At 73.7% G+C, this 25,888-nt stretch carries 30 protein-coding genes, 3 tRNA genes and 1 pseudogene; 23 read left to right on the top strand and 11 right to left on the bottom strand.

Annotated features, from left to right (window positions below; genetic code table 11):
• Positions 1-52 precede the first annotated feature (52 nt).
• The 5 genes from serS to HBO46_RS00480 are packed head-to-tail and all read left to right on the top strand — an operon-like array spanning position 53 to position 4,185.
• Positions 53-1,348, top strand: a complete 1,296-nt coding sequence (serS, locus tag HBO46_RS00460) for a serine--tRNA ligase (RefSeq protein WP_166135396.1) — start codon at positions 53-55, stop codon at positions 1,346-1,348.
• A 53-nt stretch (positions 1,349-1,401) separates the two neighbouring features.
• Positions 1,402-2,208 (top strand): HAD family hydrolase, encoded by an 807-nt coding sequence (locus tag HBO46_RS00465; protein WP_166136293.1) that lies wholly within the window; start codon positions 1,402-1,404, stop codon positions 2,206-2,208.
• Positions 2,205-2,690, top strand: coding sequence for a GNAT family N-acetyltransferase (locus HBO46_RS00470; RefSeq protein WP_166135398.1), 486 nt, complete (start codon positions 2,205-2,207; stop codon positions 2,688-2,690). The genes HBO46_RS00465 and HBO46_RS00470 overlap by 4 nt, the downstream gene beginning before the upstream one ends.
• Positions 2,687-3,535 carry a Cof-type HAD-IIB family hydrolase gene (locus HBO46_RS00475; protein ID WP_166135401.1) on the top strand — a complete coding sequence of 283 codons (849 nt, stop codon included), beginning with the start codon at positions 2,687-2,689 and terminating at the stop codon, positions 3,533-3,535. Before HBO46_RS00470 ends, HBO46_RS00475 begins: the two co-directional genes overlap by 4 nt.
• Positions 3,536-3,552: 17 nt before the next feature.
• On the top strand, positions 3,553-4,185 hold the full coding sequence (locus HBO46_RS00480; protein ID WP_166135404.1) for a hypothetical protein: 633 nt from the start codon (positions 3,553-3,555) through the stop codon (positions 4,183-4,185).
• 49 nt (positions 4,186-4,234) lie between these two features.
• Here the strand turns inward: HBO46_RS00480 and HBO46_RS00485 are convergent, their stop codons facing one another.
• From HBO46_RS00485 to mobA, 4 genes are all read right to left on the bottom strand, one after another.
• Positions 4,235-4,873 carry a bacterial proteasome activator family protein gene (locus tag HBO46_RS00485; RefSeq protein WP_166135407.1) on the bottom strand — a complete coding sequence of 213 codons (639 nt, stop codon included), beginning with the start codon at positions 4,871-4,873 and terminating at the stop codon, positions 4,235-4,237.
• Between the two features lie 192 nt (positions 4,874-5,065).
• Positions 5,066-6,043, bottom strand: a complete 978-nt coding sequence (locus HBO46_RS00490) for an NAD(P)H-quinone oxidoreductase (protein ID WP_166135410.1) — start codon at positions 6,041-6,043, stop codon at positions 5,066-5,068.
• A 28-nt stretch (positions 6,044-6,071) separates the two neighbouring features.
• Positions 6,072-6,398, bottom strand: coding sequence for a DUF6457 domain-containing protein (locus tag HBO46_RS00495; protein ID WP_191480182.1), 327 nt, complete (start codon positions 6,396-6,398; stop codon positions 6,072-6,074).
• 67 nt (positions 6,399-6,465) lie between these two features.
• Positions 6,466-7,038: a molybdenum cofactor guanylyltransferase gene (gene mobA / locus HBO46_RS00500; protein ID WP_191480183.1), complete on the bottom strand. Its 573-nt coding sequence runs from the start codon at positions 7,036-7,038 to the stop codon at positions 6,466-6,468.
• A 61-nt stretch (positions 7,039-7,099) separates the two neighbouring features.
• On the opposite strand from mobA, the gene HBO46_RS00505 reads away from it, so the two are divergent.
• The 3 genes from HBO46_RS00505 to HBO46_RS00515 are packed head-to-tail and all read left to right on the top strand — an operon-like array spanning position 7,100 to position 9,294.
• Entirely contained in the window at positions 7,100-7,891 is a 792-nt protein-coding gene (locus HBO46_RS00505) for a carbon-nitrogen hydrolase family protein (RefSeq protein WP_166135413.1), read from the top strand.
• A gap of 11 nt (positions 7,892-7,902) precedes the next feature.
• Positions 7,903-9,027, top strand: coding sequence for a hypothetical protein (locus tag HBO46_RS00510; RefSeq protein ID WP_166135416.1), 1,125 nt, complete (start codon positions 7,903-7,905; stop codon positions 9,025-9,027).
• Between the two features lie 39 nt (positions 9,028-9,066).
• The gene (locus tag HBO46_RS00515) at positions 9,067-9,294 is read left to right on the top strand and encodes a biotin/lipoyl-binding carrier protein (RefSeq protein WP_153321561.1); all 228 of its coding nucleotides are present in this window, start codon (positions 9,067-9,069) and stop codon (positions 9,292-9,294) included.
• A 23-nt stretch (positions 9,295-9,317) separates the two neighbouring features.
• Here HBO46_RS00515 and HBO46_RS00520 read toward each other — a convergent pair.
• A tRNA-Ser gene (locus HBO46_RS00520) sits at positions 9,318-9,405 on the bottom strand.
• Between the two features lie 79 nt (positions 9,406-9,484).
• Between HBO46_RS00520 and HBO46_RS00525 the strand changes: the two genes are divergently transcribed.
• From HBO46_RS00525 to HBO46_RS00535, 3 genes are all read left to right on the top strand, one after another.
• Positions 9,485-9,958, top strand: a complete 474-nt coding sequence (locus HBO46_RS00525; RefSeq protein ID WP_166135419.1) for a hypothetical protein — start codon at positions 9,485-9,487, stop codon at positions 9,956-9,958.
• 90 nt (positions 9,959-10,048) lie between these two features.
• Positions 10,049-10,139: transfer RNA gene (locus tag HBO46_RS00530), tRNA-Ser, on the top strand.
• Between the two features lie 242 nt (positions 10,140-10,381).
• Positions 10,382-10,528, top strand: a complete 147-nt coding sequence (locus HBO46_RS00535; RefSeq protein ID WP_166135422.1) for a hypothetical protein — start codon at positions 10,382-10,384, stop codon at positions 10,526-10,528.
• A 169-nt stretch (positions 10,529-10,697) separates the two neighbouring features.
• Here HBO46_RS00535 and HBO46_RS00540 read toward each other — a convergent pair whose 3' ends face one another.
• Positions 10,698-11,741 carry a phospholipase D-like domain-containing protein gene (locus HBO46_RS00540; RefSeq protein WP_166135425.1) on the bottom strand — a complete coding sequence of 348 codons (1,044 nt, stop codon included), beginning with the start codon at positions 11,739-11,741 and terminating at the stop codon, positions 10,698-10,700.
• 135 nt (positions 11,742-11,876) lie between these two features.
• Between HBO46_RS00540 and HBO46_RS00545 the strand changes: the two genes are divergently transcribed.
• From HBO46_RS00545 to HBO46_RS00565, 5 genes are all read left to right on the top strand, one after another.
• Positions 11,877-11,949 (top strand) — tRNA-Arg (locus HBO46_RS00545).
• 157 nt (positions 11,950-12,106) lie between these two features.
• Positions 12,107-12,685 (top strand): DUF2867 domain-containing protein, encoded by a 579-nt coding sequence (locus tag HBO46_RS00550; protein WP_224769298.1) that lies wholly within the window; start codon positions 12,107-12,109, stop codon positions 12,683-12,685.
• Between the two features lie 14 nt (positions 12,686-12,699).
• Complete coding sequence (locus HBO46_RS00555; protein ID WP_166135431.1) at positions 12,700-13,143, top strand: SRPBCC family protein; 444 nt, start codon at positions 12,700-12,702, stop codon at positions 13,141-13,143.
• Complete coding sequence (locus HBO46_RS00560) at positions 13,140-13,724, top strand: TetR/AcrR family transcriptional regulator (protein ID WP_166135434.1); 585 nt, start codon at positions 13,140-13,142, stop codon at positions 13,722-13,724. Before HBO46_RS00555 ends, HBO46_RS00560 begins: the two co-directional genes overlap by 4 nt.
• Before the next feature lie 211 nt (positions 13,725-13,935).
• A complete protein-coding gene (locus HBO46_RS00565; RefSeq protein WP_166135436.1) occupies positions 13,936-14,883 on the top strand; it encodes a TIGR03619 family F420-dependent LLM class oxidoreductase in 948 nt (315 codons plus the stop codon).
• A 3-nt stretch (positions 14,884-14,886) separates the two neighbouring features.
• On the opposite strand, the gene HBO46_RS00570 is transcribed toward HBO46_RS00565, so the two are convergent.
• From HBO46_RS00570 to HBO46_RS00580, 3 genes are read right to left on the bottom strand one after another with little or no spacing between them, the layout of a single operon-like run.
• Positions 14,887-15,399, bottom strand: a complete 513-nt coding sequence (locus HBO46_RS00570; protein WP_191480184.1) for a nuclear transport factor 2 family protein — start codon at positions 15,397-15,399, stop codon at positions 14,887-14,889.
• The gene (locus tag HBO46_RS00575) at positions 15,396-15,854 is read right to left on the bottom strand and encodes a VOC family protein (protein WP_166135439.1); all 459 of its coding nucleotides are present in this window, start codon (positions 15,852-15,854) and stop codon (positions 15,396-15,398) included. Before HBO46_RS00575 ends, HBO46_RS00570 begins: the two co-directional genes overlap by 4 nt.
• 56 nt (positions 15,855-15,910) lie before the next feature.
• Positions 15,911-16,270, bottom strand: coding sequence for an STAS domain-containing protein (locus HBO46_RS00580; protein WP_166135442.1), 360 nt, complete (start codon positions 16,268-16,270; stop codon positions 15,911-15,913).
• 111 nt (positions 16,271-16,381) lie between these two features.
• Here HBO46_RS00580 and HBO46_RS00585 point away from each other — a divergent pair, with 111 nt between their 5' ends.
• From HBO46_RS00585 to pcaDC, 7 genes are all read left to right on the top strand, one after another.
• Positions 16,382-17,437 carry an SGNH/GDSL hydrolase family protein gene (locus tag HBO46_RS00585; protein WP_166135445.1) on the top strand — a complete coding sequence of 352 codons (1,056 nt, stop codon included), beginning with the start codon at positions 16,382-16,384 and terminating at the stop codon, positions 17,435-17,437.
• A 202-nt stretch (positions 17,438-17,639) separates the two neighbouring features.
• Entirely contained in the window at positions 17,640-19,049 is a 1,410-nt protein-coding gene (locus HBO46_RS00590) for an ABC transporter substrate-binding protein (RefSeq protein ID WP_166135448.1), read from the top strand.
• Positions 19,050-19,124: 75 nt separating this feature from the next.
• Complete coding sequence (locus HBO46_RS00595) at positions 19,125-21,428, top strand: branched-chain amino acid ABC transporter permease (protein WP_166135451.1); 2,304 nt, start codon at positions 19,125-19,127, stop codon at positions 21,426-21,428.
• Positions 21,421-22,161, top strand: a complete 741-nt coding sequence (locus HBO46_RS00600) for an ABC transporter ATP-binding protein (RefSeq protein WP_166135454.1) — start codon at positions 21,421-21,423, stop codon at positions 22,159-22,161. The genes HBO46_RS00595 and HBO46_RS00600 overlap by 8 nt, the downstream gene beginning before the upstream one ends.
• Positions 22,161-22,907 (top strand): ABC transporter ATP-binding protein, encoded by a 747-nt coding sequence (locus HBO46_RS00605; RefSeq protein WP_166135457.1) that lies wholly within the window; start codon positions 22,161-22,163, stop codon positions 22,905-22,907. Before HBO46_RS00600 ends, HBO46_RS00605 begins: the two co-directional genes overlap by 1 nt.
• An 8-nt stretch (positions 22,908-22,915) precedes the next feature.
• Positions 22,916-23,302, top strand: coding sequence for a hypothetical protein (locus tag HBO46_RS00610; RefSeq protein WP_166135460.1), 387 nt, complete (start codon positions 22,916-22,918; stop codon positions 23,300-23,302).
• A gap of 106 nt (positions 23,303-23,408) precedes the next feature.
• Positions 23,409-24,587 (top strand): bifunctional 3-oxoadipate enol-lactonase/4-carboxymuconolactone decarboxylase PcaDC, encoded by a 1,179-nt coding sequence (pcaDC, locus tag HBO46_RS00615; RefSeq protein WP_166135463.1) that lies wholly within the window; start codon positions 23,409-23,411, stop codon positions 24,585-24,587.
• Here the strand turns inward: pcaDC and HBO46_RS00620 are convergent.
• The gene (locus HBO46_RS00620) at positions 24,502-25,323 is read right to left on the bottom strand and encodes an MFS transporter (protein WP_263457782.1); all 822 of its coding nucleotides are present in this window, start codon (positions 25,321-25,323) and stop codon (positions 24,502-24,504) included. The genes pcaDC and HBO46_RS00620 overlap by 86 nt on opposite strands.
• A gap of 97 nt (positions 25,324-25,420) precedes the next feature.
• Positions 25,421-25,840, bottom strand: a pseudogene (locus HBO46_RS20830) (MFS transporter); the annotation flags it as partial.
• Positions 25,841-25,888 lie beyond the last annotated feature (48 nt).

The following is a 25,888-nucleotide window of genomic DNA, read 5'->3' on the forward strand; positions in this document are numbered from 1 at the left end:
CCAGGAGAGAATGCGGGTGAGGTGGACGACGGTGCCCCGATAACCTTGCCGCATGATCGATCCACGCATCCTGCGAGACGAACCCGACCGTGTGCGCGCTGCCCAGGCGAAGCGGGGTCTGTCCGACGAGATCGTGGACGTCGCGCTGCGTGCCGACACCGCCCGCCGTGCCGCGATCACGACCTTCGAGGCCAAGCGCGCCGAGCAGAAAAGCCTCGGCAAGCAGGTCGCGAAGGCCACCGGCGAGGAGAAGGCCGAGCTGCTGGCCCGCACCAAGGCCCTGGCGGCGGAGGTGAAGGAGGCCGAGGCGGCACAGAAGGTCGCCGAGGAGACGTGGAACGACGCCATCCACTCGCTGCCCAACCTCGCCGCCGAGGCGGCGCCCGCGGGCGGTGAGGACGACTTCGTCGTGCTGGAGACCCTCGGGACCCCCCGTGACTTCGCCGCCGAGGGCTTCGAGCCCCGCGACCACCTCGAGCTGGGCCGCCTGCTCGGCGCCATCGACGTGGAGCGCGGTGCCAAGGTCTCCGGCTCGCGGTTCTACTTCCTCACCGGCATCGGCGCCCGCCTCGAGCGCGCGCTCGTCGCGATGGCCCTCGACCAGGCCGCCGAGGCCGGGTTCACCGAGGTGATCCCGCCGGCGCTGGTCCGGCCGCGCGCCATGGACGGCACCGGCTTCCTCGGCCAGGCGGCCGACGACGTCTACCGCATCGAGGGCGAGGACCTCTACCTCGTCGGCACCTCGGAGGTGCCGATGGCGGCGTACCACTCCGACGAGATCCTCGACGGCGCCTCGCTGCCGCGCCGGTACGCCGCGTTCAGCCCGTGCTATCGCAAGGAGGCCGGCTCGCACGGCAAGGACACCCGCGGCATCTTCCGGGTGCACTGGTTCGACAAGGTCGAGATGTTCGTCTACGCCGACCCCGCCGACGCGGAGGCCGAGCACCTGCGGCTGCTGGAGTGGGAGAAGGAGTTCCTCGGCAAGCTCGAGCTGCCCTTCCAGGTCATCGACGTGGCCGCCGGCGACCTCGGGCTCTCCGCGATCCGCAAGTTCGACTGCGAGGCGTGGATCCCGACCCAGGCCAAGTACCGCGAGCTGACCTCGACCTCGAACTGCACCGAGTTCCAGTCGCGCCGCCTCGACATCCGCGCCCGCTTCGCGGCGACCTCGGGCTCGGGCACCGAGACCCGTCCGCTGGCCACCCTCAACGGGACCCTGTGCGCGGTCACCCGCACCATCGTCGCGCTGCTGGAGAACCACCAGCAGGCCGACGGGTCGGTGCGCGTGCCCGAGGCGCTGCGGCCCTACCTGGGTGGGCTCGAGGTGCTGAAGCCGGTGGCCCAGTGACGTCGATGCACCGCGAGGGCAAGCCCCCCGTGCCCAGCGACTGGGTCCCCAAGATGGTCGCGCTCGACATCGACGGCACGCTGCTGAAGTGGATCGAGGGCCTCGGCGCGACGCACGAGGAGATCTCGCCGGCCGTCCACGCCGCGGTGCACCGCGCGCTCGCGGGCGGTGCGCACGTCGTGCTGGCCAGCGGGCGCTCCCCGCACGGCATGACCGGCATCGCCGACATGCTGGAGCTGCACGGCGAGGAGCGCGACCGGCTCTGGGTGGTGGCCTCCAACGGCGCGGTGGTGTTCCGCTACCCGCCGCTCGAGGTGGTCCACGAGGAGACCTTCGACGCCAGGCCGGCGGTCGCGGCCATCCTGGAGCGCCACCCGCACGCACGGGTCGCGGTCGAGGAGCGCGGCTTCGGCTACCGGGTGACCAAGCACTTCCCCGAGGGCGAGCTGTCCGGCGAGATGATCGTCACCGACCTCGAGGACCTCGTGGCCGGGCCGGTCAGCCGTGTGATCATCCGCGACCCCGACGCCACCGCCGAGGAGTTCGTCGAGCTCGCCGAGGGCCTCGGCCTGCACGGCACCAACTACGTCGTGGGCTGGACCGCGTGGCTGGACCTCGCGCCGGTGGGCGTCTCGAAGGCCTCCGGCCTCGAGCACGTCGCCCGGGTGCTGGGCCTCGAGGCCGCCGACGTACTCGCGATCGGCGACGGGCGCAACGACATCGAGATGCTGCAGTGGGCCGGGCGCGGGGTGGCGATGGGCCAGGCGATCCAGCCGGTCATCGACGTCGCCGACGACGTCGCCGAGAGCGTGTACGACGACGGAGCGGCGCTCGAGATCGGCCGCTGGTTCCCCGCGTGAGCGCGCTCCCGGTGCTGGTCACGACCGCGCGTCTCTCGCTGCCCCTGTGGACGGCCGACGACGTCGCGGCGATCCGCGGCGGCGGCCGGCGACCCGGCTGGCACGCCGACTTCCCGCGGCGCGACGACGTCGACGCCGCCAGCGTGTGGCGCGCGGATGACCCCTGGAGCTCGCGCAGCGTCGTACGCGGCGTGACCGTGCTCGGCTCGATCGGCTTCTACGGGCCTCCGGAGCCGGCGGCCGACGGCGTCCTCGAGGCCGAGGTCGGCTACGGGCTGGTCGCCGAGGCCCGCGGCTGGGGCTTCATGACCGAGGCGCTCGGCGCGCTGATGACCGAGTGCGACCGGGTCGGCGTACGCGTGCGGGCCAGCGTCGAACCCGACAACAAGGCCAGCATCAAGGTGCTCGCGGCCTGCGGCTTCACCGAGCTGCGCGGGGCCAACGAGGACGGCGAGCTCGTCATGGTGCGGCCGCTGCGATGACCACCCAGCGCCCCGTGCCCCCGCCGGCGGACCACCCGTCCGACCAGCCCGCCCGCCTGCCGCGCCTGGTCGCCACCGACCTCGACGGCACCCTGGTGCGCTCGGACGGCACCATCTCCGACTACACCCGTGACGTGCTCCTGGAGCTCGATCGCCGCGACGTCCCGGTCGTGTTCGTGACCGGGCGCCCGCTGCGGTGGGCGGAGGACGTCTTCGAGCACGTGGGTCGCCACGGGCTGGCGATCATCTCCAACGGTGCCCTGGTCTGGGACGTCGCGCGCGGCGCGGTCGACCTCGAGCGGGCCATCGAGCCGGAGCTGGGCCTGACCTCCGCGCAGCTGCTGCGCACGGCGGTGCCCGGCACGACGTACGCCGTCGAGGACGTCGAGGGGATCGGCCTGGAGCCGCACTTCATGGAGCGCTACCCGATGCCCGAGGGCTCGCGCCGCGCCCCCGTGGAGGAGCTCTTCGACCGGCCCGCGCTCAAGCTGCTGGCGCGGCACGAGGAGCTGGCGCCGCAGGAGTTCTGGGACGCCGCCGAGCAGGCGCTGGGCGGGCGGCTGGTGATCACCTGGTCCTCCGCGACCTCGCTGCTCGAGATCAGCGCACCCGGCGTCACCAAGGCCTCCACCCTCGAACTGCTCGCCGGCCGGCTGGGGATCGGCGCCGAGGAGGTCGTGGCGTTCGGCGACATGCCCAACGACCTGCCGATGCTGACCTGGGCCGGCACGTCGTACGCCATGGCCGACGCGCACCCGAGCGTCACCGCCGCGGCCCGCGGCGTCGCCCCGCGCAACGACGACGACGGCGTCGCGCGGGTGCTGGCTGGTGTGTTCGGTCTGTGATCTGGTCGAATGACGCCGTGTCCCGCAGCCTGACTCCCGCCCCGGCCCTGCGCCGGCCGGCAGCCCTGCTCGCGGTGCTGCTGGTCCTGCTCGCCGTTCCGCTGGCCACCCTGGCCGGTCTCGTGGGGGCCGCTGCTCCGGCCTCGGCCGCCTGCTCGTGCGGGCCCACCGACACGGAGGCCGACGCGCGGGCCGCGCGCTACGTCTTCACCGGAACCGTCGAGGAGGCCGACTCCCGCGGCCGCTCGTGGGTGCAGGACGTGGCCGTCGAGGTCGTCTACAAGGGCACCCTGACCGAGTCCGCACTCGAGGTCGCGACCGACCCGCGCAGCGAGGACCCGTGCGGCCTCGGCCGGCTGACGCCCGGCACCGAGTACGTCTTCTTCGCCCGTCTCGACGGCGACCAGGTGACCGCGCCCGGCTGCGGCGGCACGGCCCCCGCTCGTGCCGCGCTGGTGCGTGCCGTCCAGGGGATGTACGGCGAGGGCTCCCCGCCGACCATCGACCAGGGCGAGGTCGAGGCGGTCATCGAGCCGGTCGGCGCCGACGCCCCGGCCGACTTCACCCGCACCGCCGCGCCGGGGCTGGCGATGGTCCTCGTCGGCCTGCTCGGCCTGGTGCTCGCCCGCTGGGCGGGCCGCCGGGCCTGAGGGCCGGCGTATAGGCCACCGCGGCTCAGAAAGTCAGGGACTCAGGGGCTCAGAGGTACATGCCGCCCATACCGCCGGAGCGCTGCTCGGCGTCCGCGGCGGCCGCAGCCGCGCCGGCCTGACCGGCCTGGCCGGGCTGCCCCGGTACGCCGCCGGGCTGGGCGACCATGCCGGCGGGCAGGGCGCGGCGGATCTGCTCGAACTGCGCCCGCGCGGCCATCTGCTGGGCGTAGATCGCGGTCTGGATGCCGTGGAAGAGCCCCTCGAGCCAGCCGACCAGCTGGGCCTGGGCGATCCGCAGCTCACTCTCGCTGGGCGTCGCGTCCTCGGAGAACGGCAGCGTGAGCCGCTCGAGCTCCTCGACGAGCTCGGGGGCCAAGCCCTGCTCGAGCTCGGCGATCGAGGAGCGGTGGATCTCCTTGAGGCGGTTGCGGCTGGCCTCGTCGAGAGGAGCCGCCTTCACCTCCTCGAGGAGCTGGCGGATCATGCTGCCGATCCGCATCACCTTGGCGGGCTGCTCGACGAGCTCGGTCAGGGCGCGCTCGCCCCGGTCCTCCTCGCCCTTGGCGTCGGTTCCCGCGTCGTCCTGCGGCGCGACCGCGGACACCGGGACGGCCATCGGCTGCCCGTCGGGGCCGATGACGACGATCTGCTGGTCCTGCTCGCCGGGGCTGCGCTGCTCGCTCATGCATCCACGCTAGCGACCCGGGGGTGAGGCGCCACACAGGCCTCCGCGAGTCGGTCCTTGTGGTGGCGCGAGTCGGGGCCAATGGTGGCGCGAGTCGGCGCTTGTGGTGGCGCCGTGGACGAAACCCTCGACTCAACTGTCCGAAAGGCTCGACTCAACGCTCAGAAGGCTCGACTCAACGGTGGGGCGGGGTCAGACGGTGAGCAGGATCTTGCCGGTGTGGGTGCCCTCGGCCATGACGGTGTGGGCGGCGGCGACGTCCTTGAGCGACATCACCTCGTGCACGATCGGGCGGACGAGGCCGTCGGCGACGAGCGGCCAGACGTGCTCGACGACGGCGGCGCAGATGGCGGCCTTGTCGGCGGCGGGGCGCGAGCGCAGCGAGGTGGCGATGACTGCGGCGCGCTTGTTGAGCAGCTTGGCGATGTCGAGCTCGCCCTTGGTGCCGCCCTGCATGCCGATGATCACCAGCCGGCCCTCGTTCGCGAGCGCCGAGAGGTTGCGGTCGAGGTACTTGGCGCCCATGTTGTCCAAGATGACGTCGACGCCGTGCCCGTCGGTCTGCTCGCGCACGACCTCGACGAAGTCCTGCTCGCGGTAGTTGATCGTCACGTCGGCGCCCAGGGAGCCGCACAGGCCGAGCTTGTCGGGGGTGCCACCGGTGGTGATCACCCGCGACCCGAGCTGGTGGGCGAGCTGGATGGCGAAGGTGCCGATGCCGCCCGCGCCGCCGTGCACCAGGACGGTCTCGCCCGCGGTGAGCCCGGCGACCATGAACAGGTTGGACCACACCGTGCACGCGACCTCGGGTAGCGCCGCCGCGGTCACCAGGTCGATGCCGGCGGGCACCGGCATCAGCTGCCCGGCCGGTACGGCGACCAGCTCGGCGTACCCGCCGCCGGCGAGCAGCGCGCACACCTCGTCGCCGACCTGCCAGCCCTCGACACCCTCGCCGAGCGCGGCCACGCGGCCGCTGCACTCCAGGCCGATGATGTCGGAGGCGCCGGGCGGCGGCGGGTAGAACCCCTGCCGCTGGAGGGTGTCGGCGCGGTTCACGGCCGTCGCGACGACCTCGACCAGCACCTCGCCGGGGCCCGCGACGGGGTCGGGAACCTCCCCGACCGACAGGACCTCGGGACCACCATTCCGCTCAGCCACCACAGCACGCATGGCCCCACCTTAGGGACTGCGGCTCAGCTCAGACCTCGAAGGTCTCGCCGACGTGGTCGACCGCACTGTCGTCGGGGACCGGGTCGTCGACGTCGTCGGGATCCTTTGCTCCGGCCGGGCGCTCCCAGTTCTCGGCGAGCAGCTGGGCGCGGGCGGCGAGCGCCTCCACGCCCGCCGGGTCGGCGCCCTGGCTGCCCGCGGCCAGACCCAGCAGGTACGCCGTCACGGGGGCCGCCGGGCGCTCCACGCTGTGCGCGACGACGCGCGCCAGGTCGAGCACCAGGCCCTCGTCGATCTCGGCGTCGTCGAGGTCGAGGGCGTCGGCCAGCTCATCGATCCAGTCGTGCAGGTTCACGCCCCCACCTTCGCCGCCGACCGCGGAGCCCGCAACCCGGCACCGGCCCACCCCGGCTCACCCCGACTCACTCCGGTGGCAGGTCGGCCCAGGTGTCGACGTCGTGGTGCTCGCCGTCGACGGCGGGGACGCCTGCGAGGTCGAGGGGACCCAGCAGCCGGTGCAGCGCCATCCCGTGCGCGCCGTCGCCGGGCGGTCGTACGCCGCGGAGCGCGGCGGTGGCGAGCACCAGCGCCAGGTGCCCGCGACCGGTCCCGTCGACCAGCCGGGCGCCGTCCCGCCCGGTCGCGGCGGCCCGCAGCCGGGCGACGGTGGCGGCGGTGACCGCCGGCATGTCCACGGCGAGGACCGCGACGTACGCCGGCAGCTCGCCCTCCCCGGCCAGCGCGTCGAGCCCGGCGAGCAGCGCCGCCACCGGGCCGCCGTACGCCGGCTGCTCCCGGCAGAACCGCACCGGCCGGGTGGTGGCCACCGGGTCGCCGACGACCACGACCGGTGCCGCGGCGCCCAGCGCGTCGAGGCCGCGGTCGAGCAGCGTGCGCCCGTGGACCTCGAGGGTCGCCTTCTCGACGCCGCCCAGGCGGGTGCCCCGGCCGCCGGCGAGGAGTACGCCGCACAGGTCGGGCACGGAGCGGGGCACGGCGTCAGTCTCCCACCGGCGTCCACGGCGACATCCTCGGCGCGGGTGGCACGCTGGAGGCGTGACCAGCACCTTGCGCCTCGCCCTCGTCCAAGAGGCATCCGCCCCGGACGCCGACGTCAACCGCGCCCGGCTCGGCGAGCTCGTCGGCCGCGCCGCCGATGCCGCCGAGGGCGGCCCGGTCGACCTGGTGGTGCTGCCGGAGGCCTACGCGCGCGACTTCGGGAAGCCCGGCTCCGACGTGAGCGGGGCCGCGGAGCCGCTCGACGGGCCGTTCGCGACGGCCCTCGACAAGGCGGCCGGCGAGCACGGCACCACCGTGGTCGCCGGCATGTTCGAGACCGGCGAGGACCCGGCCAGGCCGTTCAACACCCTCGTGCTGCGGGGCGCGGCCCGCGCGGAGTACCGCAAGATCCACCTCTACGACTCCTTCGGCTACCGCGAGTCCGACCGGCTCACCGCGGGGCCGCTCACCCCCTGCGTGGTCGACATCGACGGCTGGGGCGTCGGGCTGATGACCTGCTACGACCTGCGCTTCCCCGAGCTCGCCCGGGCGCTGGTCGACGCCGGCGCCGAGGTGCTCGTGGTCCCGGCCGCCTGGGTCGCCGGCCCGCGCAAGGTCGACCACTGGCGCACCCTGCTGCGCGCCCGCGCGATCGAGAACACCGTCTTCGTGGCCGCCGCCGGCCAGCCCGGCCCGCGCTACAGCGGCCACTCGACGATCGTCGACCCGCTGGGCGACGTGCTCGTCGACGCGGGGGAGGAGGCGGCGATCGTGGCCGCCACCCTGGAGCGCGCGGTGCTCGAGGAGGCGCGGCGTACCAACCCGTCCCTGGCCAACCGCCGACTGTAATCTTCACTCCTATGTCCCGAGCCGCTCCCCGCCGCCGTGCCGAGCCCCGCCCGGTGCGGTGGCGCCGCTCCGGACCCGGTGCCACCGAGCGCGGCCGCGGCCGCCGGCCCCGGACCTCGGAGGGCACCGTCGGCACCGCGTTGGACACGGCGATCGACACCACCGTGGGCGACACCCGGCTCCCGGTGGGCGTCTGGGCGGTCGCGGTCCTCAGCGGCCTGGCCCTGCTGATCGCCGGCACGGTCCCGGTCGGGCCGGGGATCCTCGGCGAGATCGGCGCGGTGGTCGTCGCCACGGCGTACACCTGGGCGCTCGCGGCGCGCACCGGCGGGCGACCGATCGTGTTCGGCACGCTCACGCTGGTCATCGGCCTGGTGGTGCTGGTCCTCGACGAGAACTACCTGCGCACCGGCGCGGCCGTCCTGACCTCCGTGGTCACCGCCGTCCTCGGCGTGATGATCACGACGCCCACCCGACGCTTCGTCGAGGCGGCGCGCGAGTGCACCTATGCGGTGCTGGTGGCATCCGTCGGGGCGTTCGCCGCCGTCGCGTTCGAGCCCTCGATCACCCTGCTGCGCTTCGACTACGTCACCCTCGCGCTGGCCCTCGGCGGCGCGTTCGCGTTCGTCTACCGCCTCGGCGCCGGCCTGCACGGCCTGGGGCGGCGCGGCGCCGCCACCGTCGCGATCGGGGCCGTGGCGCTCGCCGTGACGCTCGTGTACGCCGAGCTGCTGCGCCGCTACGGCGCCACCGGCCTGGTCGAGACGCTGCTGGACGGGGTGCGCTGGAGCCGCGAGAACCTCGGCGCGTTCCCGCGCCCGCTGATGACGATCCTCGGCATCCCCGCCCTGGCCTGGGGCTGCCACATGCGCGCCCGGCGCCGGCAGGGCTGGTGGGTCTGCGCGTTCGGCGTCGCGGCCACGGTGCCGGTGGCGAACGTGTTGATGAACCCGGCCACGAGCCTGCTGGAGGCGGGCCTGTCGGTGGTCTACGGACTCCTCGTCGGGCTGCTGATCGGCTACCTGGTGATCCGCGCCGACCTGGCCCTCACCGGTCCCCGCGGCAGCCGTGCCCGACGTGCCGAGGAGGCGCTGGCGGGCCGCCCCGAGCCCGCCCGGACCAGCCCCCTGCTGTGAGTGCGGGAGTACCCGGAAGTAACGGCTAGGTTCGCGGTCATGGCACGCGAACAGCTCACCGAGATCGTCGCCGAGATGGTGGCCAACGTGCTCACCGTGAACGTCTCGGCAGGCGACCGGATCGACGCCGGCGGCACCGTGGTGCTCCTGGAGTCGATGAAGATGGAGATCCCGGTCCTCGTCGAGGCGCCCGGCACCGTGGTCGCGGTGAAGGTCGCGCCCGGCGACGTCGTCCAGGAGGGCGACGTGCTGGTGCAGCTGCGCTGAGCCCGCTCGGGGCTCGTGGGCTGTGGCAGAGGGGGCGGGATTCGAACCCGCGGTGGGTCTCCCCACGACCGCTTTCAAGGCGGTTCCGATCGGCCACTCCGGCACCCCTCCATGCGGGTCCCGCGGGACCGCGCGAGGTGAGTCTAGGCGGATTGGCGGGGCGGGGCGCGGGGGAGGGACAATCGGGGCCATGACCGCGCCCGCCGACCAGTCCCCGACGTACTACCGGATGAACCGGGCGCTGGTCGCCCGCCTCGTCGGCCTCGGGGTGGTCGCCCTGGCGGTCCTGATCTTCCTGGTCACCGTGCTCGTGGCCCTCCTCGACCTGCCGGCGGGCGTGCTGCTGGGGGTCCTGCTCGCCGGGGCACTCGTGCTCGCGGTGACGGGCTGGTGGCTGTGGAAGCGCGCCTACGTGCTGCGCTGCGACGAGCAGGGCTACCGGGTGCGGCTGATCCGTGGCGCGGGCGCCCCCGAGGCCGGCTGGCGCGAGGTGCAGGACGCCGTCGCCGCGAGCCCGCGCGGCCTGCCGTGCGTGGTGCTGCGCCTGCGCGACGGTCGTACGACGACCATCCCCGTCGGCGCCCTCGCGGTCGACCGCGAGGCGTTCGTCCAGGAGCTGCGCGGGCACCTGCAGCGGGGCCAGGGGCACCGGCCGCTCACCTGAGCGGGCGCCCAGGATCTGTGCCGCGGGCGCCGGTGGACGGCCTGATTGGTCGTGGCGGGCTCGGGGCGGGTAGCCTGTGGCCGCTGTCGGGGAGGCGTCGCCTAGTCCGGTCTATGGCGCCCGCCTGCTAAGCGGGTTTGGGGCTAAAACCCCATCGAGGGTTCAAATCCCTCCGCCTCCGCAGCTGGTCGGCCCCTTCCGTTCCGGGAGGGGCCGATCGCCATTTCGCCCCCCGGGGTCCGGTCCAGTCCGGGCGGGTCCAGCCCCGGTCCAGCACAGCCCGCTGGGCTGCATCATCGTGCAATGCAGGTTCTTGAGGCAGTGCTGCGGACCTGCGGTCTCGCGTTCGCGCTCCACACTGATCGCGCGGGCCTCGCCCGCGCCCCCCCGAGAAGATCCCCCCGAACGCAGACGAGGTCCCCGATGAAGGTTGCCCGCACGATCGCCCTCACCCTGGCCGCCGCCGGCCTCTCCACCGGCCTGCTCGCCGTGACCGCACCTGCCGCACAGGCAGACACCAGCTGGGGCTGTGGCGGCCTGTGCCGCGTCGCCCCGGGCGGAGGTCGCTGAGGCGGCACCCGTCAGGGCGGGAAACCGGGACCTGTTCGACCCCCCCACCGGACATCGGCCCCTCCGCTGCCGCTCCCCACGCGGCCCGGTCCGCCCCGCGCGAAGGCGGCGACCCCCTCCCGGGTCGCCGCCTTCGTGGCATGTCCAGGAGCCGGGGCTCCGCCTGGGCTCAGTGGGTCGGATCGACCCGCCCCTCGCTGCCCGGTTGCTCGCTCTCGGGGCGGGCGCCGGCCGCCTCGCGCCCCATCCGATAGCCGAGCTGGAAGCGGGTCTGGGCGTCGTGCTCGTCCTTGAGGTCGGCGACGTAGCCGGCGTACGTGCGGGGGCTGACGCCCAGCCGCTTCGCGCTCACGGCGTCGGGATGGCCCGCGATCAGCATCCGGATCGTCATCGCCCGCTGCTCCTCGGCGATGCCGGCCAGGGTCGTGGTGCCGGAGCTGCCGAAGGCGTGCCCGCGCTCCCAGGTGCGCTCGAACATGTCGACGAGGTAGGCCACCACCGCCGGCTCGCGGACCACGACGGCGGTCGAGAGGTCCTCACCGGCCGGGATGACCGCCACCCGGCGGTCGCACACGATCATCCGGTTGAAGAACTCATCGAGGGTCCGCACCTCGGCACCCCGCCGGGTGACGGCGTCGACGTACTGGCGCGTGACGCTACTGCGCCGGGCGCTGTGCTGGTAGAGCGTCCGCATGCGGGCGCCCCGCTCGAGCATCGCGGTGTCGCGCAGCGCCGCTGCGGCCAGCGCCTGCGGGTCGCGCCCGGCCTGCGGCTGGGCGGTGAGCATCTCCCGCTCGCACTCGCTCACCAGGTCGGTGAGGAAGGCGCCGATGGCCCCCTCGCGCAGGTAGGTGAACGGTCCGCGTTCGACGCTCGACGGGGCTCGCCGCCAGCTCCGGGTCAGCCCCGCGAAGGCGCGGGACCACTCGGCGGACTCCTGGAGCAGGCGCGCGCCCTCCTGGCTCAGCGGCGAGACCACCTGGGCATGCCCGTCGGCGGGGTCCTGGGCGACCCAGCGGGCGTCACCCTCGTCGAGGCTGTCCAGGCGAAGCAGGCCCAGGTCGACCAAGAGGTCGAACTCGGCGCGGTGCGCGCCGGTCGCTGAGATCCGGGGATCGTCGGCGGGCAGTCCCCCGTGTGCGAGCGCCGCGTCGTACAGCTGGGCGGCGGCGTCCTCGAGCAGCGCGCGCTGCTGCGGACCGAAGCTGGTCAATCCGTTCCCCCTCGGCAGGTTCCTTGCGGCTCCATACCCCCCGGTGGTCATCGTCGCACAGCGAGGCGCCTGCCCGATTTCGTGCTCGCCGAGGGCGTCGGCTATTGTCTTCCTGTCGCTCGGTAACGAGGACGGGCGCCTGTAGCTCAACGGATAGAGCATCTGACTACGGATCAGAAGGTTTGGGGTTCGAATCCCTACAGGCGCACAGCACGCGAAAGCCCCAGGTCGGTCGACCTGGGGCTTTCGTCATTTCGCTTCGGTTGCGGCCTGTGTACCAAATGGTACGTTCGAGGGAGACCGCGGCGTGCTGCCCGGTCTCGGCACGGGGCGGACCTGATCGGCGGACCGGCATGAGACTTCCTGTGAGCGCCCACCACGAGCGGCCGTGGGTCATCCACGGCGTCGCCTCGGACTTCGAGGTCGAGGACGTGTGGGCCATCGAGAGCAGCGACCCGCGCGCCGACTTCGCCTCGCTGGTCGACGCCTTCGTCGACGACGACTTCCCCGACCGCGCGCCGGCCGTCGTAGGGCTGCTGTGGCAGGCGCGCTGGGTCATCGGCCGGCTGCTGCGCTGGGACCGTCCCGACGAAGGGATCGGGGAGCGGGTCTCCTCGCTGCGCGAGCGGCTGCCCGACGACCTGCGGCAGGCCCCGCCCGGGCGGTCACTGCCGGACGTCCCGTTCACCCCGGTGTACGAGACGAGCGAGGAGTGGGCGCTGGAGATCGCGAACCGCACCGTCCACGGGGTGCTGCACCTGGGCTGGGTCCCCGACCCGGCCGGCGGTGGCCGGGGGCAGATGGCCGTGCTGGTGCGCCCCAACGGACTCCTCGGACGCGGCTACCTGGCCGCGATCAAGCCGCTGCGCTACCTGATCGTCTATCCCGCGCTCCTGCGCGGCCTGGAGCGGCGCTGGCAAGCCGGCCTCGCCGCCCGTCCCTGACCCTGGAGGAAGTCATGACCACGCAGCACCGCACGACCACCCGCATCGACGCACCCGTCGCGACCGTCTGGGAGGTGCTCAGCGACGTCGAACGGATGCCGCAGTGGACCCCGTCCATGCGCTCGGTGCGGATCCTGGCCGGTGACGGCCTCGCGATCGGTACCGCCGCGGAGATCCGTCAGCCGGGGATGCCGGTGATGACCTGGACCGTCGACCAGCTGACCCCGGGGCAGCACTTCCGCTGGTGGGCCCGTAGCGCCGGGGTCACGACGTACGGCGATCACGCGCTGGCGCCGACCGCCGATGGCGGGACCGAGGCGACCCTGGCCGTCGAGCAGGCCGGGCCGCTGGCGTGGCTGCTCGGCGCGCTCACCATGCGGCGGACCGCCCGCTACGTCGACCAGGAGCTCGCGGGACTCGCCCGGGCGAGCGAGGCGGCCGCGCGGAACGCCGGGTGACGGCGGTCGCCGAGCCCGCGGGTCCACGGGAGCGGCTGCTCGCCGCCGCCGTCGAGCTGCTGGCGCGCGAGGGGAGCGGAGGGTGGACGCTGCGCCGGCTGGCGGAGGCGCTCGGCACCAGCCACCGCATGGTGATCTACCACTTCGGGTCCCTGGACGGGCTGCTGGTCGCGGTCGTCGAGGAGGTGGAGGCCCGGCAGCGGGCGCGGCGGGTCGCCCTCGCCGACACGCACCCCGACCCGGCCGAGGCGGCACGGGCGCTGTGGCGCGAGCTGTCCGACCCGGCGGCGGCGCCGCACGAGCGCCTCTTCTTCGAGCTGTACGCCGCCGGCCTCCAGGGTCGCGGGTCGGCCGCGTCCCTCCCGCGGGACGCCGTCGAGGAGTGGCTCGCGCCGTTGACCGCCCTGTTCGCCGAGGCCACCGGGGACGCCGAGCACGCGCCGGTGGACGCCCGCCTGGGCCTCGCCGTCGTCCGCGGCCTGCTGCTCGACCTACTGGCCACCGGCGACCGCGAGGCGCTCGTGGCGGCGCACGAGCGCTACCTGGAGCTGTACGACTGGGTGGGGGAGGGCCGGCCCTGATCCGGGGCCGGCCGGCGGCGCATCTTCCACCGTGCTGTGGACGCTTCCACCGCCGTACTCCACGTGTGCAGCGTCGATAACCCCGCGTTACATGCGGCTGGCGGCGGCACCCTCCCCGGGAGTGGGAGTGCCCCGGGCGGGCGGGGCCGGGCGCCGCTAGGTTGACCGACCGCCTGCTCGACGTCCGCCGCCCACGAACGGAGCCCCCCCCATGAGCCCCGCCACCCCGACCGCTGCGGAGCCGCTTGGCCGGCAGCCGCGGCCGCGCCGCATCGCGCTCAACCTGATGGCGATCGAGCACCTCGCCGGGGGGTCCTTCGACGGGGTCCTCGAGGCGGCGCGGATCGCCGACCGGCTCGGCGTGCACCGGGTGGTGCTGCCCGACCACGTGGTGATGTCGGCGCAGGCGCACCGCGAGCGCGACGGGTTCCCCTACCCGCTGTCCGCGAGCTGGCTGGAGCCGCTGACCGCCCTCGCGGCGGTCGCCGCGGTGACCGAGCGGGTGCGGCTGGGGACCAACGTGCTGATCGCGCCGCTGCGGCCCGCGGCGCTTCTCGCCAAGCAGCTCGCCACCCTCGACGCGATCTCCGGCGGCCGGGTGGAGGTCGCGCTGGGCGTCGGCTGGCAGCAGGCCGAGTACGCCGCCACGGGGGCCACCTTCGAGGGCCGCACCTCGGCCCTGGTCGAGCTGGTCGGCGCCTGCCGGGCGCTGTGGGGCGGCGCCCCCGCCGCCGCGCACCCGGTCCTGGCCGGGATCGGGGACCTGCACGCGCAGCCGCTGCCGCCGCAGGGCGACCGGCTGCCGCTGTCCTTCGGTGTCGGGCTGGGCCCGCGCAACGTGGCGCGCATCGCCGAGCTCGGCGTGGGCTGGGCCCCGGCGCCGATGCCGGTCGAGGACTTCGCCGCCGGGGTGGCCCGGCTGCGCGCGGCCTGCGTCGAGGCCGGTCGGGACCCGGCTTCGCTGCCGGTCACCGGGGCGGTCACGTTGCTGCCGCAGGAGGTCCGGGCGGTCGACGCCGGCGTGCCGCACCCGCTGGCCGAGGTCGAGGCGCTGTGGGACGCGGGGGCCGACACCGTCATCGTCCATCCGCTCGCGCACTGCGACGGCCTCGAGGACCTTCCGGGGTTCCTCTCGCCGCTGCTCGCGGCGGCCGGCTGAGCGTCAGGCGAAGCGGGCCTGCAGGCGGCGCAGCGGGTCCTGGCCGCCCCGCTCGCCGCGCGGCCCCTCCGCCTCGGAGGCCACCCGGCGCCCCGCGTCGGAGCGGGTCCACTCGCGCACCGCCCAGCGCTCCAGGACCCGCCAGGCGCCGTCCTCGCGCACCAGGTGGTCGACGTAGCGGAACCCGCTGGTGAAGTTGAGCCGCGCATCGTCCGCAGGCTCGCCCCAGTGCACGGCGGTGCCGTAGCTCTCGCACACCGCCTCCTCGCCGTGCAGCTCCACCAGCTGGTTGCCGATGATGTGCATGGTCCCGCCGAGGCGCGGCAGCAGCCGCCCGAGCCACGCGACGTACTCGTCGGCGGAGCCGTCGAAGCCGGTGTGGTGGTCGACCCCGTCGCGGGCGTAGACCGCGCGCACGGCGGCCAGGTCGAGCCGGTCCACCCCGCGGCAGTACGACGCGACGAGGTCGCGGATCTCCTGGTGGTCCCGGAGCCGGCTCAGGTCGTCCGCGCTCACGAGGCGGCCGCCGGGTCCGGCAGCGGCGGCTCGATGAGCTCCACGCGGACCCGATCGGGGTCGAGCACGTAGACGCAGCGGTGCCCGGCCATCGGCTCGCTCACGACGATCGGCTCGGAGACCTGCTCCACGCCGCGCTCGCGCAGCCCGGCCAGGATCTGGTCCAGCCCGGTCACGGTGATCGCGACGTGGGCGGCGCCCACGTGGCCGTTGTCGGGGTCCAGCACGACGGGGGAGCCGTTCTCGTACTGCAACAGCTCGACCATCGTCGCGCCCTCCGGGGCCCGGACGAACGCCTGGTGCACCACCACGCCCGGGTAGCCGGTGACCGCGTCGATGCGCGGTCCGCTGCGCCGCCACGGGCCCAGCCGCTCCCCGCCGAGCAGGTCGGTGTAGAAGTCCAGGGAGCGCTCGATGTCGCTCACGGTGATGCCCACGTGGTGCACGGTGCTCACGCGTCGTCCTCTCGCCGGCGGCTGCGCCGGGGGCGGCGCGCGGGCGATGCTACGCCTCAGGCAAGCGCTTGCTTCGGATCCGACCGGTGGGCGGAGGCGTCGGTGCTGCTCGGTCCCCATCGCTCGGGGCGGTGCGGGATCACCAGGACCGCGAGCACCATCTGGGCGGCGGAACCCTCCTCGGCGCAGATCGTGAACGAGCGGCCGGCGCCCTCCGAGGCGCGCATGGCGCCCACGAGCTGGGACACGGCCAGGCTGCTGAGGTAGTGCGCGTCGGACAGGTCGATGACCAGCGGGTCGAGGTGGCCGTACAGCTCGAGGGCGCTGCGCAGCGCGGGGACGGCCAGGTCGTCGACGTCGCCGCCGATTCGCAGCGCCTCGCCGTCACGGTGGATCTCGCAGGGGAGGGAGGGCATGCCGCCAGCCTAGGCGGGGCACCAGCGTGACCGCCGCCACTAGGGTGGTACCCGTTCGTACCGGCCGGTGGGGAGCGCCCGCGGCCGACCGCATCCCTCCGGAGGAACCCCATGCCCCTTGCTCGTCCCCGTGTCCGGCGCCGGCTCGGCGCGGCGCTCGTCGCCGTCCTGATCGCCTCCGGCTCCGCCCTGGTCGCCGCGCCCACCGGCGCCGGCGCCGCGAGCGAGGTCGTCGGCGGCGACGAGCCGATCGACTACGTGGCGCTCGGCGACTCCTACAGCGCCGGCCCGCTGATCCCGGTGCAGCGCGCCGACCCGCTGGGCTGCCTGCGCTCGACCCACAACTACCCCGCCTACCTCGCCGCGCACCTCGACGTCGCGACGTACGTCGACGTGACCTGCTCGGGCGCCGAGACCGCCGATCTCGACAAGCGCGCGCAGACCACCATCCTCCCCGGGCCCTCGCCGGCGCCGCAGCTCGACGTGCTGAGCGACGACACCGACCTGGTCACCCTCGGCATCGGCGGCAACGACTACGAGCTCTTCGGGTCGATGATCAAGGTCTGCCAGGAGGTCGCCCCGCTGGCACCGAAGGGCGCGCCGTGCCGGCGGCACTTCACCAACCGCAAGGGCGTCGACACCAAGCTGCGCGACGCCGACCGGATCCGCAAGGACGTCGGTCGGGTGCTGCGCGGCATCGCCCGTCGTGCCCCGCAGGCCGAGGTGTACGTCGTGGGCTACCCCCGGCTGCTGCCGGAGCGCGGCACCTGCAAGCAGGTCGGCTTCGCCGCCGGCGACTACCGCTGGGGCAACCGGGTCGAGCGCCGGCTGAACCGCTCGCTGCGCCTCGCGGCCAAGGCCAACGGCGCCACCTACCTGAACCTCTACCCCGCCTCGCGCGGCCACGACGCCTGTGCGGGCAAGGAGGCCTGGATCAACGGCGACACCCTCAAGCTGGCCCGCGCCGCCGACTTCCACCCGTTCAAGCGGGGCATGCGCGCCGCGGCCCAGGAGATCTACTTCCAGCTGAGCGGAGGCCACACCGCCCCGGCCCGGGTGGCGCCGCGCGCGGCGGACGCCTCCGGCGCTCCCGTCGTACGCCGCGGGGCGGTGAGCCAGGTCCGCCTCGGCGAGGCCTGGCGCGACCACATGCGCGCCCAGGGCTGAGCCCGCCGCGACGGCCCCGCACCTCGGACGCCGAGCACGCCCCGACCGGGCGCGCTCGGCGTTCGTGCGTTCGGGGTCCGCCGTCCGCGAGCGGGACGGGGTGAATTCGCCAGATCTAGAACAGGTTCTGGTCAAATCTGCCAGCATGCGATTCGATGTGTTCGCCGTCACACGACGGTGGCCGACAGGGGAGGACCACTAGATGCGTCATCAGAGGATCGCCAGGCTGGGCGTCGTCGCAGCGAGCCTGCTGCTCGTCGCCACCGCGTGCGGCACCGACCGCGACGAGGAGGACCCGTCCTCGACCGACGAGACGACCGCCGCCGCGGCCGCCGAGCTGCCCACCGACACCTTCGGTGACCTGGAGTCGCCGTGCGGCGACGGCGACGCCAAGGGGGCGACCGACCAGGGCGTCACCGACGAGTCGATCACGATCGGCTACGGCGACGACAAGGGCTACCCGGCCACTCCCGGTCTGAACCAGGAGATGGGCGACGCGATGGACGCGTTCATCGACTGGTGCAACGGCCTCGGCGGCATCAACGGCCGCGAGATCGTCGGCAACCGCTACGACGGCATGGTGCTGGAGTCGGCGAAGGTCATGAAGGAGTCCTGCCCCCAGGACTTCATGCTGGTCGGCCAGGGCTTCGCGCTGGACGGCAACATGGAGGCCGACCGGATCGGCTGCCAGATGCCGATGGTCCCGGGCTTCGCGATCTCCCCGCAGGCGGCGATGGCCCCGATGAAGTACGAGCCCGTTCCCGGCCCGGTCGACCTGTTCAACGACGCCGACATCGAGGTCATTGTCGAGAACTACCCCGAGTTCAAGAACGTCGGGTTCCTCAACAGCGACTCCCCGGCCGTGGACCAGGCCGGCACCCGCTACTCCGACAACTTCGAGGGCCTCGGCATCACGCCCAAGGACTGCGGGGTGGAGCTGAAGTCGGCCGGCGGCGACAACTACCGCGCGATCGTGCAGAAGTTCAAGGAGTGCGACGTCGACGCGCTCTTCACCTGGACGCCGCCCTCGCCGCCGCTCTACAACTTCCTCGACGCGGCCAAGGTCGAGGGCCTCGACCTCCCGCTCGCCAACGCCGCCACCTGGTACACCGAGGGCGTCGTGAAGGCCAACGTCGATGAGCTCACCGAGGGCACGATCATCGCGCTGAACTTCCAGCCCTTCGAGAACGCCGACGTCGTGCCCGCCGTGGCCGACTACCTCGCGGTCCTCGGGCAGACCGGCGGCGAGGAGGGCCTGCTCGGGATGCAGAGCGCCTCGGCGTTCCTGCTGTGGGCCACCGTGGCCAAGGACTGCGGCAGCGAGCTGACCCGCCAGTGCATGGTCGACGGTCTCTCGAAGGTCACCGAGTGGACCGGCGGCGGTCTGCACGGCACCTCCGACCCCGGCGGCAACGCCCCCCAGGAGTGCGCGATCCTCGTGACCGTCGCCGGCCAGGGCTACGAGCAGATCCAGCCGGCCCAGAAGGGCGAGTGGTACTGCTCCAAGAACGGTGCCCGCAAGGCGCCGGAGTCCGCGTGGGGCGTCGAGCTGACCGACGACCGGATCGCCACCACCTACCTCAGCGACGACGTGATCACGCCCCAGGGCTGATCCGCCTCCGCCCGGCCGCCTCGGCGGCCGGGCGGACCTTGAGTCCGTGGACCGTCGAGGGCCGAGGGGGACCTGATGGAGCTGTTCCTGACCTACACCATCGTCGGGCTGGTGCTGGGCTCGGTCTACGCCATCGCGGCGTCCGGCCTGGTGCTGACCTACACCACCTCGGGAGTCTTCAACTTCGCCCACGGCGCGCAGGCGATGCTGGCCGCGTTCCTCTACTGGCAGCTCAGCGTCGGCTGGGGCCTCCCGGTCCCGGTGGCGTTCGTGCTCGTCGTGCTCGTCTTCGGCCCCCTCCTGGGCGTCGTCCTGCACCGCTTCCTGATGCACGGCCTGCGCGACGTCGCGGAGGTCACCAAGGTCATCGTGACGGTCGCCGTGCTGCTCGGCATGGTCTCGCTGTCGCAGTGGATCTGGGACCCGACCGAGCCGCGCAAGCTCGAGATGCTCTTCGGCAACGCCACCTCGATCGAGGTGTTCGGCGTGCGGGTCCGCTACCACGAGATCATCTGCCTGGTCTCCGCTGCGCTGCTCGCGATCGGCCTGCGCCTGCTGTTCACCCGCAGCCGCCTCGGCGTGATGATGCGCGGCGTCGTCGACGACCCCGAGCTGCTGCGTCTCAACGGTCACAACCCCGACCGGGTGGCGATGGCCAGCTGGGCGCTCGGCTCCGGCCTGGCGGCGTTCGCGGGCGTGCTGGTCACCCCGGTCGCGGGCGGCTCGCTCGAGGCCAGCATGCTCACGCTGCTGATCATCGACACCTTCGCGGCGGCCATGTTCGGTCGCCTCCAGAGCATCCCGCGCACGTTCGTCGGTGCGCTGGTCCTCGGCCTCGCCTCGACGTACCTCCTCGCGTATGCGCCGAGCAGCTGGGACTGGGCGGGCAACGTCAAGACCGCGCTGCCGATGATCGTGCTGTTCCTGGTGCTCCTCGTGCTGCCCCAGGACCGGCTGCGCGGGGCGCAGGTGCGCACCCGCGAGCGCAACCGGGTGCCCTCGGTGCGCCAGGCGCTGGTGTGGGGGGTCGTGTTCGTCGCGCTCGTCGCGCTGCTGACCAGGATCGCGGATCCGCTCATGCACGGCTCGTTCGTGGCCGGCCTGGCCTTCGCGATCATCGCGCTCTCGCTCGTGCCGCTCACCGGGTACGCCGGGGAGATCAACCTGGTCCCGCTGTCCTTCGGCGCGGTCGGGGTGATCGTGGCCTTCCACGTCGGCATCGAGGGCAGCGGGCTGGCCTCGCGGATGGGCTGGGTGGGTCTGCTGGCCGGCACCGTCGCCGCCGCGCTGGTCGGGGGCCTGGTCGCCCTGCCGGCGCTGCGGCTGCGCGGGCTCTACCTGGCCCTGGCCACGATGGCCTTCGGCGGCCTGGTCTCCACCCTCGTCCTCACCGAGATCCACCCGCGCAACTGGTTCGGCTGGGAGGGTGCCATCTTCCCGACCGGCACCGTCATCGTGCCGCCGGTGCAGCTCGGGCCCCTCGACCTCCGCAGCGACGACACGGCGATGATCGTGCTGGCCGCGATCTTCTCCCTGATCGGCATCGGCATCGTCGCGCTGCGCAACACCGGCTACGGCCGGCGCCTGGTGGCGATGAAGGACAGCCCTGCGGCGAGCGCGATGCTCGGACAGTCGCTGGTGCGGCTCAAGCTCGGGGTCTTCATGCTCTCCGCGGCGATCGCCGGGCTGGGCGGGATCCTGATGGCGTCGTCGGCCGGCTCGGTGTCCACCGAGGCGTTCATGATCACCGCGAGCCTCGCGCTGGTCATGCTCACGGTGGTCGGGGGCGTGGGCTACGTCAGCGGCGCCCTGTTCGGCGGGCTGATGGTCGGGATGGGCTTCACACTCATCAACGGCACCTTCCGCGACCTGGCGCTCACCCACGACGCGTGGTCCCCGGTGCTGGGCTCGATGGGTCACGTCTTCGCGGTCCTCGTCGCGCTGATGGGCATCACCGTCAACCAGAACCCCAGCGGCATCGTGCACCAGCTCTGCGAGGGCTACCGACCACTGCTGCGTGCCCGCCCGGTGCTGTTCGTCGGGGCGGGCGTCGCCGCCGTGCTCGTCGCCCTCAACCTCCTCGAGGTGATCGGCGACTGGACGCTGGGGATCGCGCTGTTCTGCGTGGTCGGCCTGACGCCGGTGCTCGGGCAGGTGTGGATGGCCGAGCGGGTGCTGTCGCCCGAGGAGCTCGAGGCCCTGGCCGCCCGACGCCGGGTGCTCCCGGTCGAGCGCCGAGGACTCGACGCCCCGCTCAGCCCCGAGGAGCGCTACGACCTCGACGTCGCCCTGGGGCTGCCGCCCCGCCCGCTGCCGTCCCACGACGTCGAGGTCGCCCTGGCGGACGGCGTACCACTGGAGGAGGTCGCCCGTGGCTGAGCACGCACCGCTGCTGCAGACCCGTGGGGTCACCGTGCGCTTCGGCGGCAACGTGGCCGTCGACGACGTCAGCCTCGACCTCGCCGCGGGCCGCATCACCGGCCTGATCGGTCCCAACGGCGCGGGCAAGACCACGCTGTTCAACACCGTCACCGGCATGCAGCGCCCGAGCGCCGGCACCGTGCTCCTCGACGGCCAGGACATCACCCGGCGCTCCCCTGCGCACCGGGCCCACTTGGGCATCGCGCGCACCTTCCAGCGCCTCGAGCTGTTCCTCTCGCTGTCGGTGCGCGACAACGTCCGGGTCGCCGGCGACATCGTGCGGGCGCGGCACCGCCGCTCCTTCGACGTGGACGCCGAGACCGACCGGATGCTCGAGCTCACCGGCCTGAGCGGCATCGCCGACGCGGAGGTGGCCGCGATCCCGACCGGCCGGGCCCGCGTCGTCGAGGTGGCCCGGGCGCTGATGACCCAGCCGCGGCTGCTGCTGCTCGACGAGCCCGCCTCCGGCCAGACCGAGCGCGAGACCGAGGAGTTCGCCGAGCTGCTGCGCGGTCTCGCCGGGACCGGCCTGGCGATCTGCCTGGTCGAGCACGACCTGCCGCTGGTGATGCAGCTGTGCACCACCATCCACGTCCTCGACCGGGGGCGGGTGATCGCCTCCGGGAACCCCGCCGAGGTGCAGGCCTCGCCCGAGGTCATCGAGGCCTACATCGGCCAGGAGGTCGTGTGATGAGCGAGACCCTCAGCGGCCCGCTGCCGTCGGTCGAGGAGCTGCTCGCCCCGCCGGTCCTGGAGCTGGTCGGCGTGCGCGCGGCGTACGGGCCGATCGAGGTCCTGCACGGCGTCGACCTGACGGTGCGGGCCGGTCAGGTGGTCGCCCTGCTCGGCCCCAACGGCGGCGGCAAGTCGACCACCGTCAAGGTCGCCTCCGGCCTGCTGCCGCTCACCTCGGGGGAGCTGCGCTACGCCGGCCGCAAGGTCGACGGGATCTCCGCGCAGGACGCCGCGAAGCTGGGCGTGTGCACGATCCCCGAGGGCCGCGGCATCTTCGCCAACCTCAGCGTGCGCGAGAACCTCTGGCTCGCCACCGGCACCGGTACGACGCGCGCCGCGATCGAGGAGGCGGCGTTCACCCGGTTCCCGATCCTCGGCGACCGGCGCAACCAGCTCGCCGGCTCGATGTCGGGCGGCGAGCAGCAGATGCTCGCGCTGTCGCGCGCCCTGGCCACCGACCCGGCGGTGCTGCTCCTCGACGAGCTGTCGATGGGCCTCGCGCCCATGATCGTCAGCCAGATGTACGACGCGGTGGCCCAGCTCGTCGAGGAGGGGATCAGCGTGCTCGTGGCCGAGCAGTTCGCGCGCACCATCCTGCCGATCGCCGACGTGGCCGCCGTGATGCTGCAGGGCCGGGTCACTGCCGTGGGCAGCCCCGCCGAGATCGACGCCGACCTGTCCACCACCTATCTGGGGGGATGATGACCACCATGTCCAGCAGCATCACCAACGCCACCGAGCCCGCGCACAGCGGCAAGCGGGGCGCGGCGTTCGCCGACGCGGTCGCCGAGAAGAGCCTCAAGGCCGACGGGGTCGCGCGCGATCGCGTGACCCGCGCGGCCGGCCTGCTCCTCGGGGTCGGCGGCATCGTGATCGCCCTCCTGGCCTGGCTGAACTCCAACGGGCTCAGCGACGGACGCGACATCGCCTCGATGCAGATCTTGGCCATCGTGGGGGTCGGGGTCACCGTGCTCGGCTCCGGCCTCTTCGTCGCCGGGGTGGTGGCGCGGGTGCTGCGGCTGTGGCTGCTGCGCCAGCTCGTCGAGAGCCAGGACCGCACCGACCAGCTGGTGGCCGCGTTGAAGACGCGCGACTGACCGGGTGGGGCACCCCGACAGCGCGTAGCCGTCGGCGGCCGGATCGGCCACACTGACGAGGTGGCCTCGCACGGGGTCACGCGTCTCGGACCGCTGGAGGAGCACGATGAGCACCGTCCACCTCACCGCCGTACGACTCGGCGGTCGCCCCGGGATGCCGCTGCTCATCCTCGGTCCCTCGCTCGGCACCACCGCCCAGACGCTGTGGTCGGAGGTCGCCCGGGAGCTCGCCCGCGACTTCCAGGTGGTGGCCTGGGACCTGCCCGGGCACGGCACGAACTCGATGGTGCCCGAGGAGCCGATCACGATCGAGGACCTGGCGGCCGGCGTGCTCACGCTCGTGGACGGCATGGGCGAGGGCATCCACCCGCCGAGGTTCCACTACGCCGGCAACTCCGTGGGCGGTGCGGTCGGCCTCCAGCTGATGCTCGACGCGCCCGGTCGCGTCGAGTCCGCGACCCTGATCTGCAGCGCCGCCCGCCTGGGCACCCCGGCCGGCTGGCTGGAGCGTGCCGAGAAGGTCCTGGCGAGCGGCACCGAGCTGCTGGTCCCCGGCGCCACCGAGCGGTGGTTCGCGCCGGGCTTCGCGGAGCGCCACCACGGGCGGGCCTCCTCCGTGCTGCACGCGCTGGGCGACACCGTCGACGAGGGGTACGCCGCGGTCTGCGGCGCGCTCGCCGGCTTCGACCTGCGCGACCGGCTCGCCGAGATCGAGGTCCCGCTGCTCGCGGTCGCCGGCGGTCGCGACGAGTCGGTGCCGCCGGCGGTGGTGCGCGCGCTCGCCGAGGGGGTCCGCGACGCGCGCTTGGTCGTGCTCGAGGACGTCGCCCACCTCGCGCCGGTCGAGGATCCGGAGACGGTCGCCCGGCTGGTGCGCGAGCACGCCCTCGGTCCCACCCGCGACCAGCTCACCGTGGCCGAGCTGCGTGACGCCGGCATGCAGGTGCGTCGCGAGGTGCTGGGCGCCGAGCACGTCGACCGGGCGATGGCCGACGCCACCGAGCTGACCCGGGAGTTCCAGCACTTCATCACCGAGTACGCCTGGGGCGGGGTGTGGACGCGCCCGGGGCTGGATCGCCGGGAGCGCTCGCTGGTCACTCTCAGCGCGATCATCTGCGGGGGGCACCACGCGGAGCTGGCGATGCACCTGCGCGCGGCGCGCACCAACGGGCTCAGCGTCGCCGAGATCCGCGAGCTGATCATCCAGACCGCGATCTACTCCGGGGTCCCGAGCGCCAACGTGGCCTTCCGGATCGCCCAGGAGGTCTTCGCCGACGAGTGCTGAGCCGGTCCCGCGGGTCGCGGATCAGCACCCACGAGAGCGCCCCGCCGGCGGCCAGCAGCACCGCGCAGACCACCAGCGCCGAGCGGTACGCCGCGTCGAGGGCGGCCGGGTCGGCGTACTCCTCCCCGCCGAGGCCGACCGCGACCGGCAGGGCCGCGACCGCCAGCAGCGAGCCGGCCCGGGCGACCGCGTTGTTGACGCCGCTGGCGATGCCGGCCTGCTCGTCGGGGGCGGCCGCCAGCACCGTCGCGGTCAGCGGGGCGACCAGCAGCGCCAGGCCGAGGCCGAAGATCGTGAGCCCGGGGAGCACCCCGGTCCAGTAGTCCACCCCGGCGCCGACGTCGAGCAGCAGCAGGGTGCCCGCCGCCATCACCAGCGGGCCGAGGGTCATCGGGAGCCGGGGACCGATCCGCACCGCCAGCGCGCCGCCGCGCGAGGCGAGCACCAGCATGCACACGGTGATGGGCATGGTGGCCACCCCGGCCGCCAGGGCGCCGTACCCGCTCACGACCTGCAGATGCAGGACGAGGAAGAAGAGCACCGCGCCGAGCGCGGCGTAGACGAGGAGGGTCATGGCGTTCGCGGCGCTGAAGGTGCGGTCGGCGAAGATGCCCAGCGCCAGCATCGGGTGTTCGCTGCGGCGCTCGTCGACGACGTAGCCGGCCGCGGCGAGGACGCTGAGCAGCAGCGCCCACGGCGCCCATGTGCCGCCCCACTCGATGAGGGCGTAGGTCACCCCGCCCAGTGCCAGGACCGTGCAGCCCGCGCCGACGAGGTCGAGCCGGCGCGGAGCGCGGGTCGCGCGTCTCCGGGACCCACCGCTGCGCGACCGCGACGGTGAGCGCCGCGAGCGGAAGGTTGATGAGGAAGATCCAGCGCCAGTCGGCGTACTGCACCAGGGCGCCGCCGAGGAACGGGCCGGCCGCGGAGGCGAGGCCGCCGAGGCCGCACAGCAGCGAGGCGAGCGCGAACCAGCAGGTCCCGACGACGAAGACCCGCCGCCGGCCGAAGCGGTCACCGAGGGCGCCGCCGAGCAGGATCAGGCTGGACAGGGAGAGCAGGTAGCCGTTGGAGATCCACTGGAGCTGGGCGAGGCTGGCCCCGAGGTCCGCGCCGATCGTGCGCAGCGCGACGTTGAGGATCGTGGCGTCGAGCAGCGTCATGCCGGAGCCCAGCACGGTCGCCAGCACCACCGCCCGGCCGGTCGCCGTGCCCAGCCGGACACCGTCGGGCAGCGCGGCGCCCTCGCTCATCCGTCGAGGCTAGCCAACCACGCGGGGCAGCACCGGGCGGCGGGTCGG

Origin of the sequence: Nocardioides ochotonae (assembly GCF_011420305.2) — a bacterium.
GTDB lineage: Bacteria > Actinomycetota > Actinomycetes > Propionibacteriales > Nocardioidaceae > Nocardioides > Nocardioides ochotonae.

What these genes read in the sequence shown, in the direction of transcription:
- HBO46_RS00585 (WP_166135445.1), top strand. Translation starts at nt 16,382, where the DNA reads ATGCCCCTTGCTCGTCCCCGTGTCCGGCGCCGGCTCGGCGCGGCGCTC.
- HBO46_RS00595 (WP_166135451.1), top strand. Translation starts at nt 19,125, where the DNA reads ATGGAGCTGTTCCTGACCTACACCATCGTCGGGCTGGTGCTGGGCTCG.
- HBO46_RS00610 (WP_166135460.1), top strand. Translation starts at nt 22,916, where the DNA reads ATGTCCAGCAGCATCACCAACGCCACCGAGCCCGCGCACAGCGGCAAG.
- pcaDC (WP_166135463.1), top strand. Translation starts at nt 23,409, where the DNA reads ATGAGCACCGTCCACCTCACCGCCGTACGACTCGGCGGTCGCCCCGGG.
- HBO46_RS00490 (WP_166135410.1), bottom strand. Translation starts at nt 6,043, where the DNA reads ATGCGTGCTGTGGTGGCTGAGCGGAATGGTGGTCCCGAGGTCCTGTCG.
- HBO46_RS00555 (WP_166135431.1), top strand. Translation starts at nt 12,700, where the DNA reads ATGACCACGCAGCACCGCACGACCACCCGCATCGACGCACCCGTCGCG.
- HBO46_RS00605 (WP_166135457.1), top strand. Translation starts at nt 22,161, where the DNA reads ATGAGCGAGACCCTCAGCGGCCCGCTGCCGTCGGTCGAGGAGCTGCTC.
- HBO46_RS00535 (WP_166135422.1), top strand. Translation starts at nt 10,382, where the DNA reads ATGAAGGTTGCCCGCACGATCGCCCTCACCCTGGCCGCCGCCGGCCTC.
- serS (WP_166135396.1), top strand. Translation starts at nt 53, where the DNA reads ATGATCGATCCACGCATCCTGCGAGACGAACCCGACCGTGTGCGCGCT.
- HBO46_RS00510 (WP_166135416.1), top strand. Translation starts at nt 7,903, where the DNA reads ATGTCCCGAGCCGCTCCCCGCCGCCGTGCCGAGCCCCGCCCGGTGCGG.
- HBO46_RS00565 (WP_166135436.1), top strand. Translation starts at nt 13,936, where the DNA reads ATGAGCCCCGCCACCCCGACCGCTGCGGAGCCGCTTGGCCGGCAGCCG.
- HBO46_RS00515 (WP_153321561.1), top strand. Translation starts at nt 9,067, where the DNA reads ATGGCACGCGAACAGCTCACCGAGATCGTCGCCGAGATGGTGGCCAAC.
- HBO46_RS00465 (WP_166136293.1), top strand. Translation starts at nt 1,402, where the DNA reads ATGGTCGCGCTCGACATCGACGGCACGCTGCTGAAGTGGATCGAGGGC.
- HBO46_RS00590 (WP_166135448.1), top strand. Translation starts at nt 17,640, where the DNA reads ATGCGTCATCAGAGGATCGCCAGGCTGGGCGTCGTCGCAGCGAGCCTG.
- HBO46_RS00525 (WP_166135419.1), top strand. Translation starts at nt 9,485, where the DNA reads ATGACCGCGCCCGCCGACCAGTCCCCGACGTACTACCGGATGAACCGG.
- HBO46_RS00580 (WP_166135442.1), bottom strand. Translation starts at nt 16,270, where the DNA reads ATGCCCTCCCTCCCCTGCGAGATCCACCGTGACGGCGAGGCGCTGCGA.
- HBO46_RS00485 (WP_166135407.1), bottom strand. Translation starts at nt 4,873, where the DNA reads ATGAGCGAGCAGCGCAGCCCCGGCGAGCAGGACCAGCAGATCGTCGTC.
- HBO46_RS00475 (WP_166135401.1), top strand. Translation starts at nt 2,687, where the DNA reads ATGACCACCCAGCGCCCCGTGCCCCCGCCGGCGGACCACCCGTCCGAC.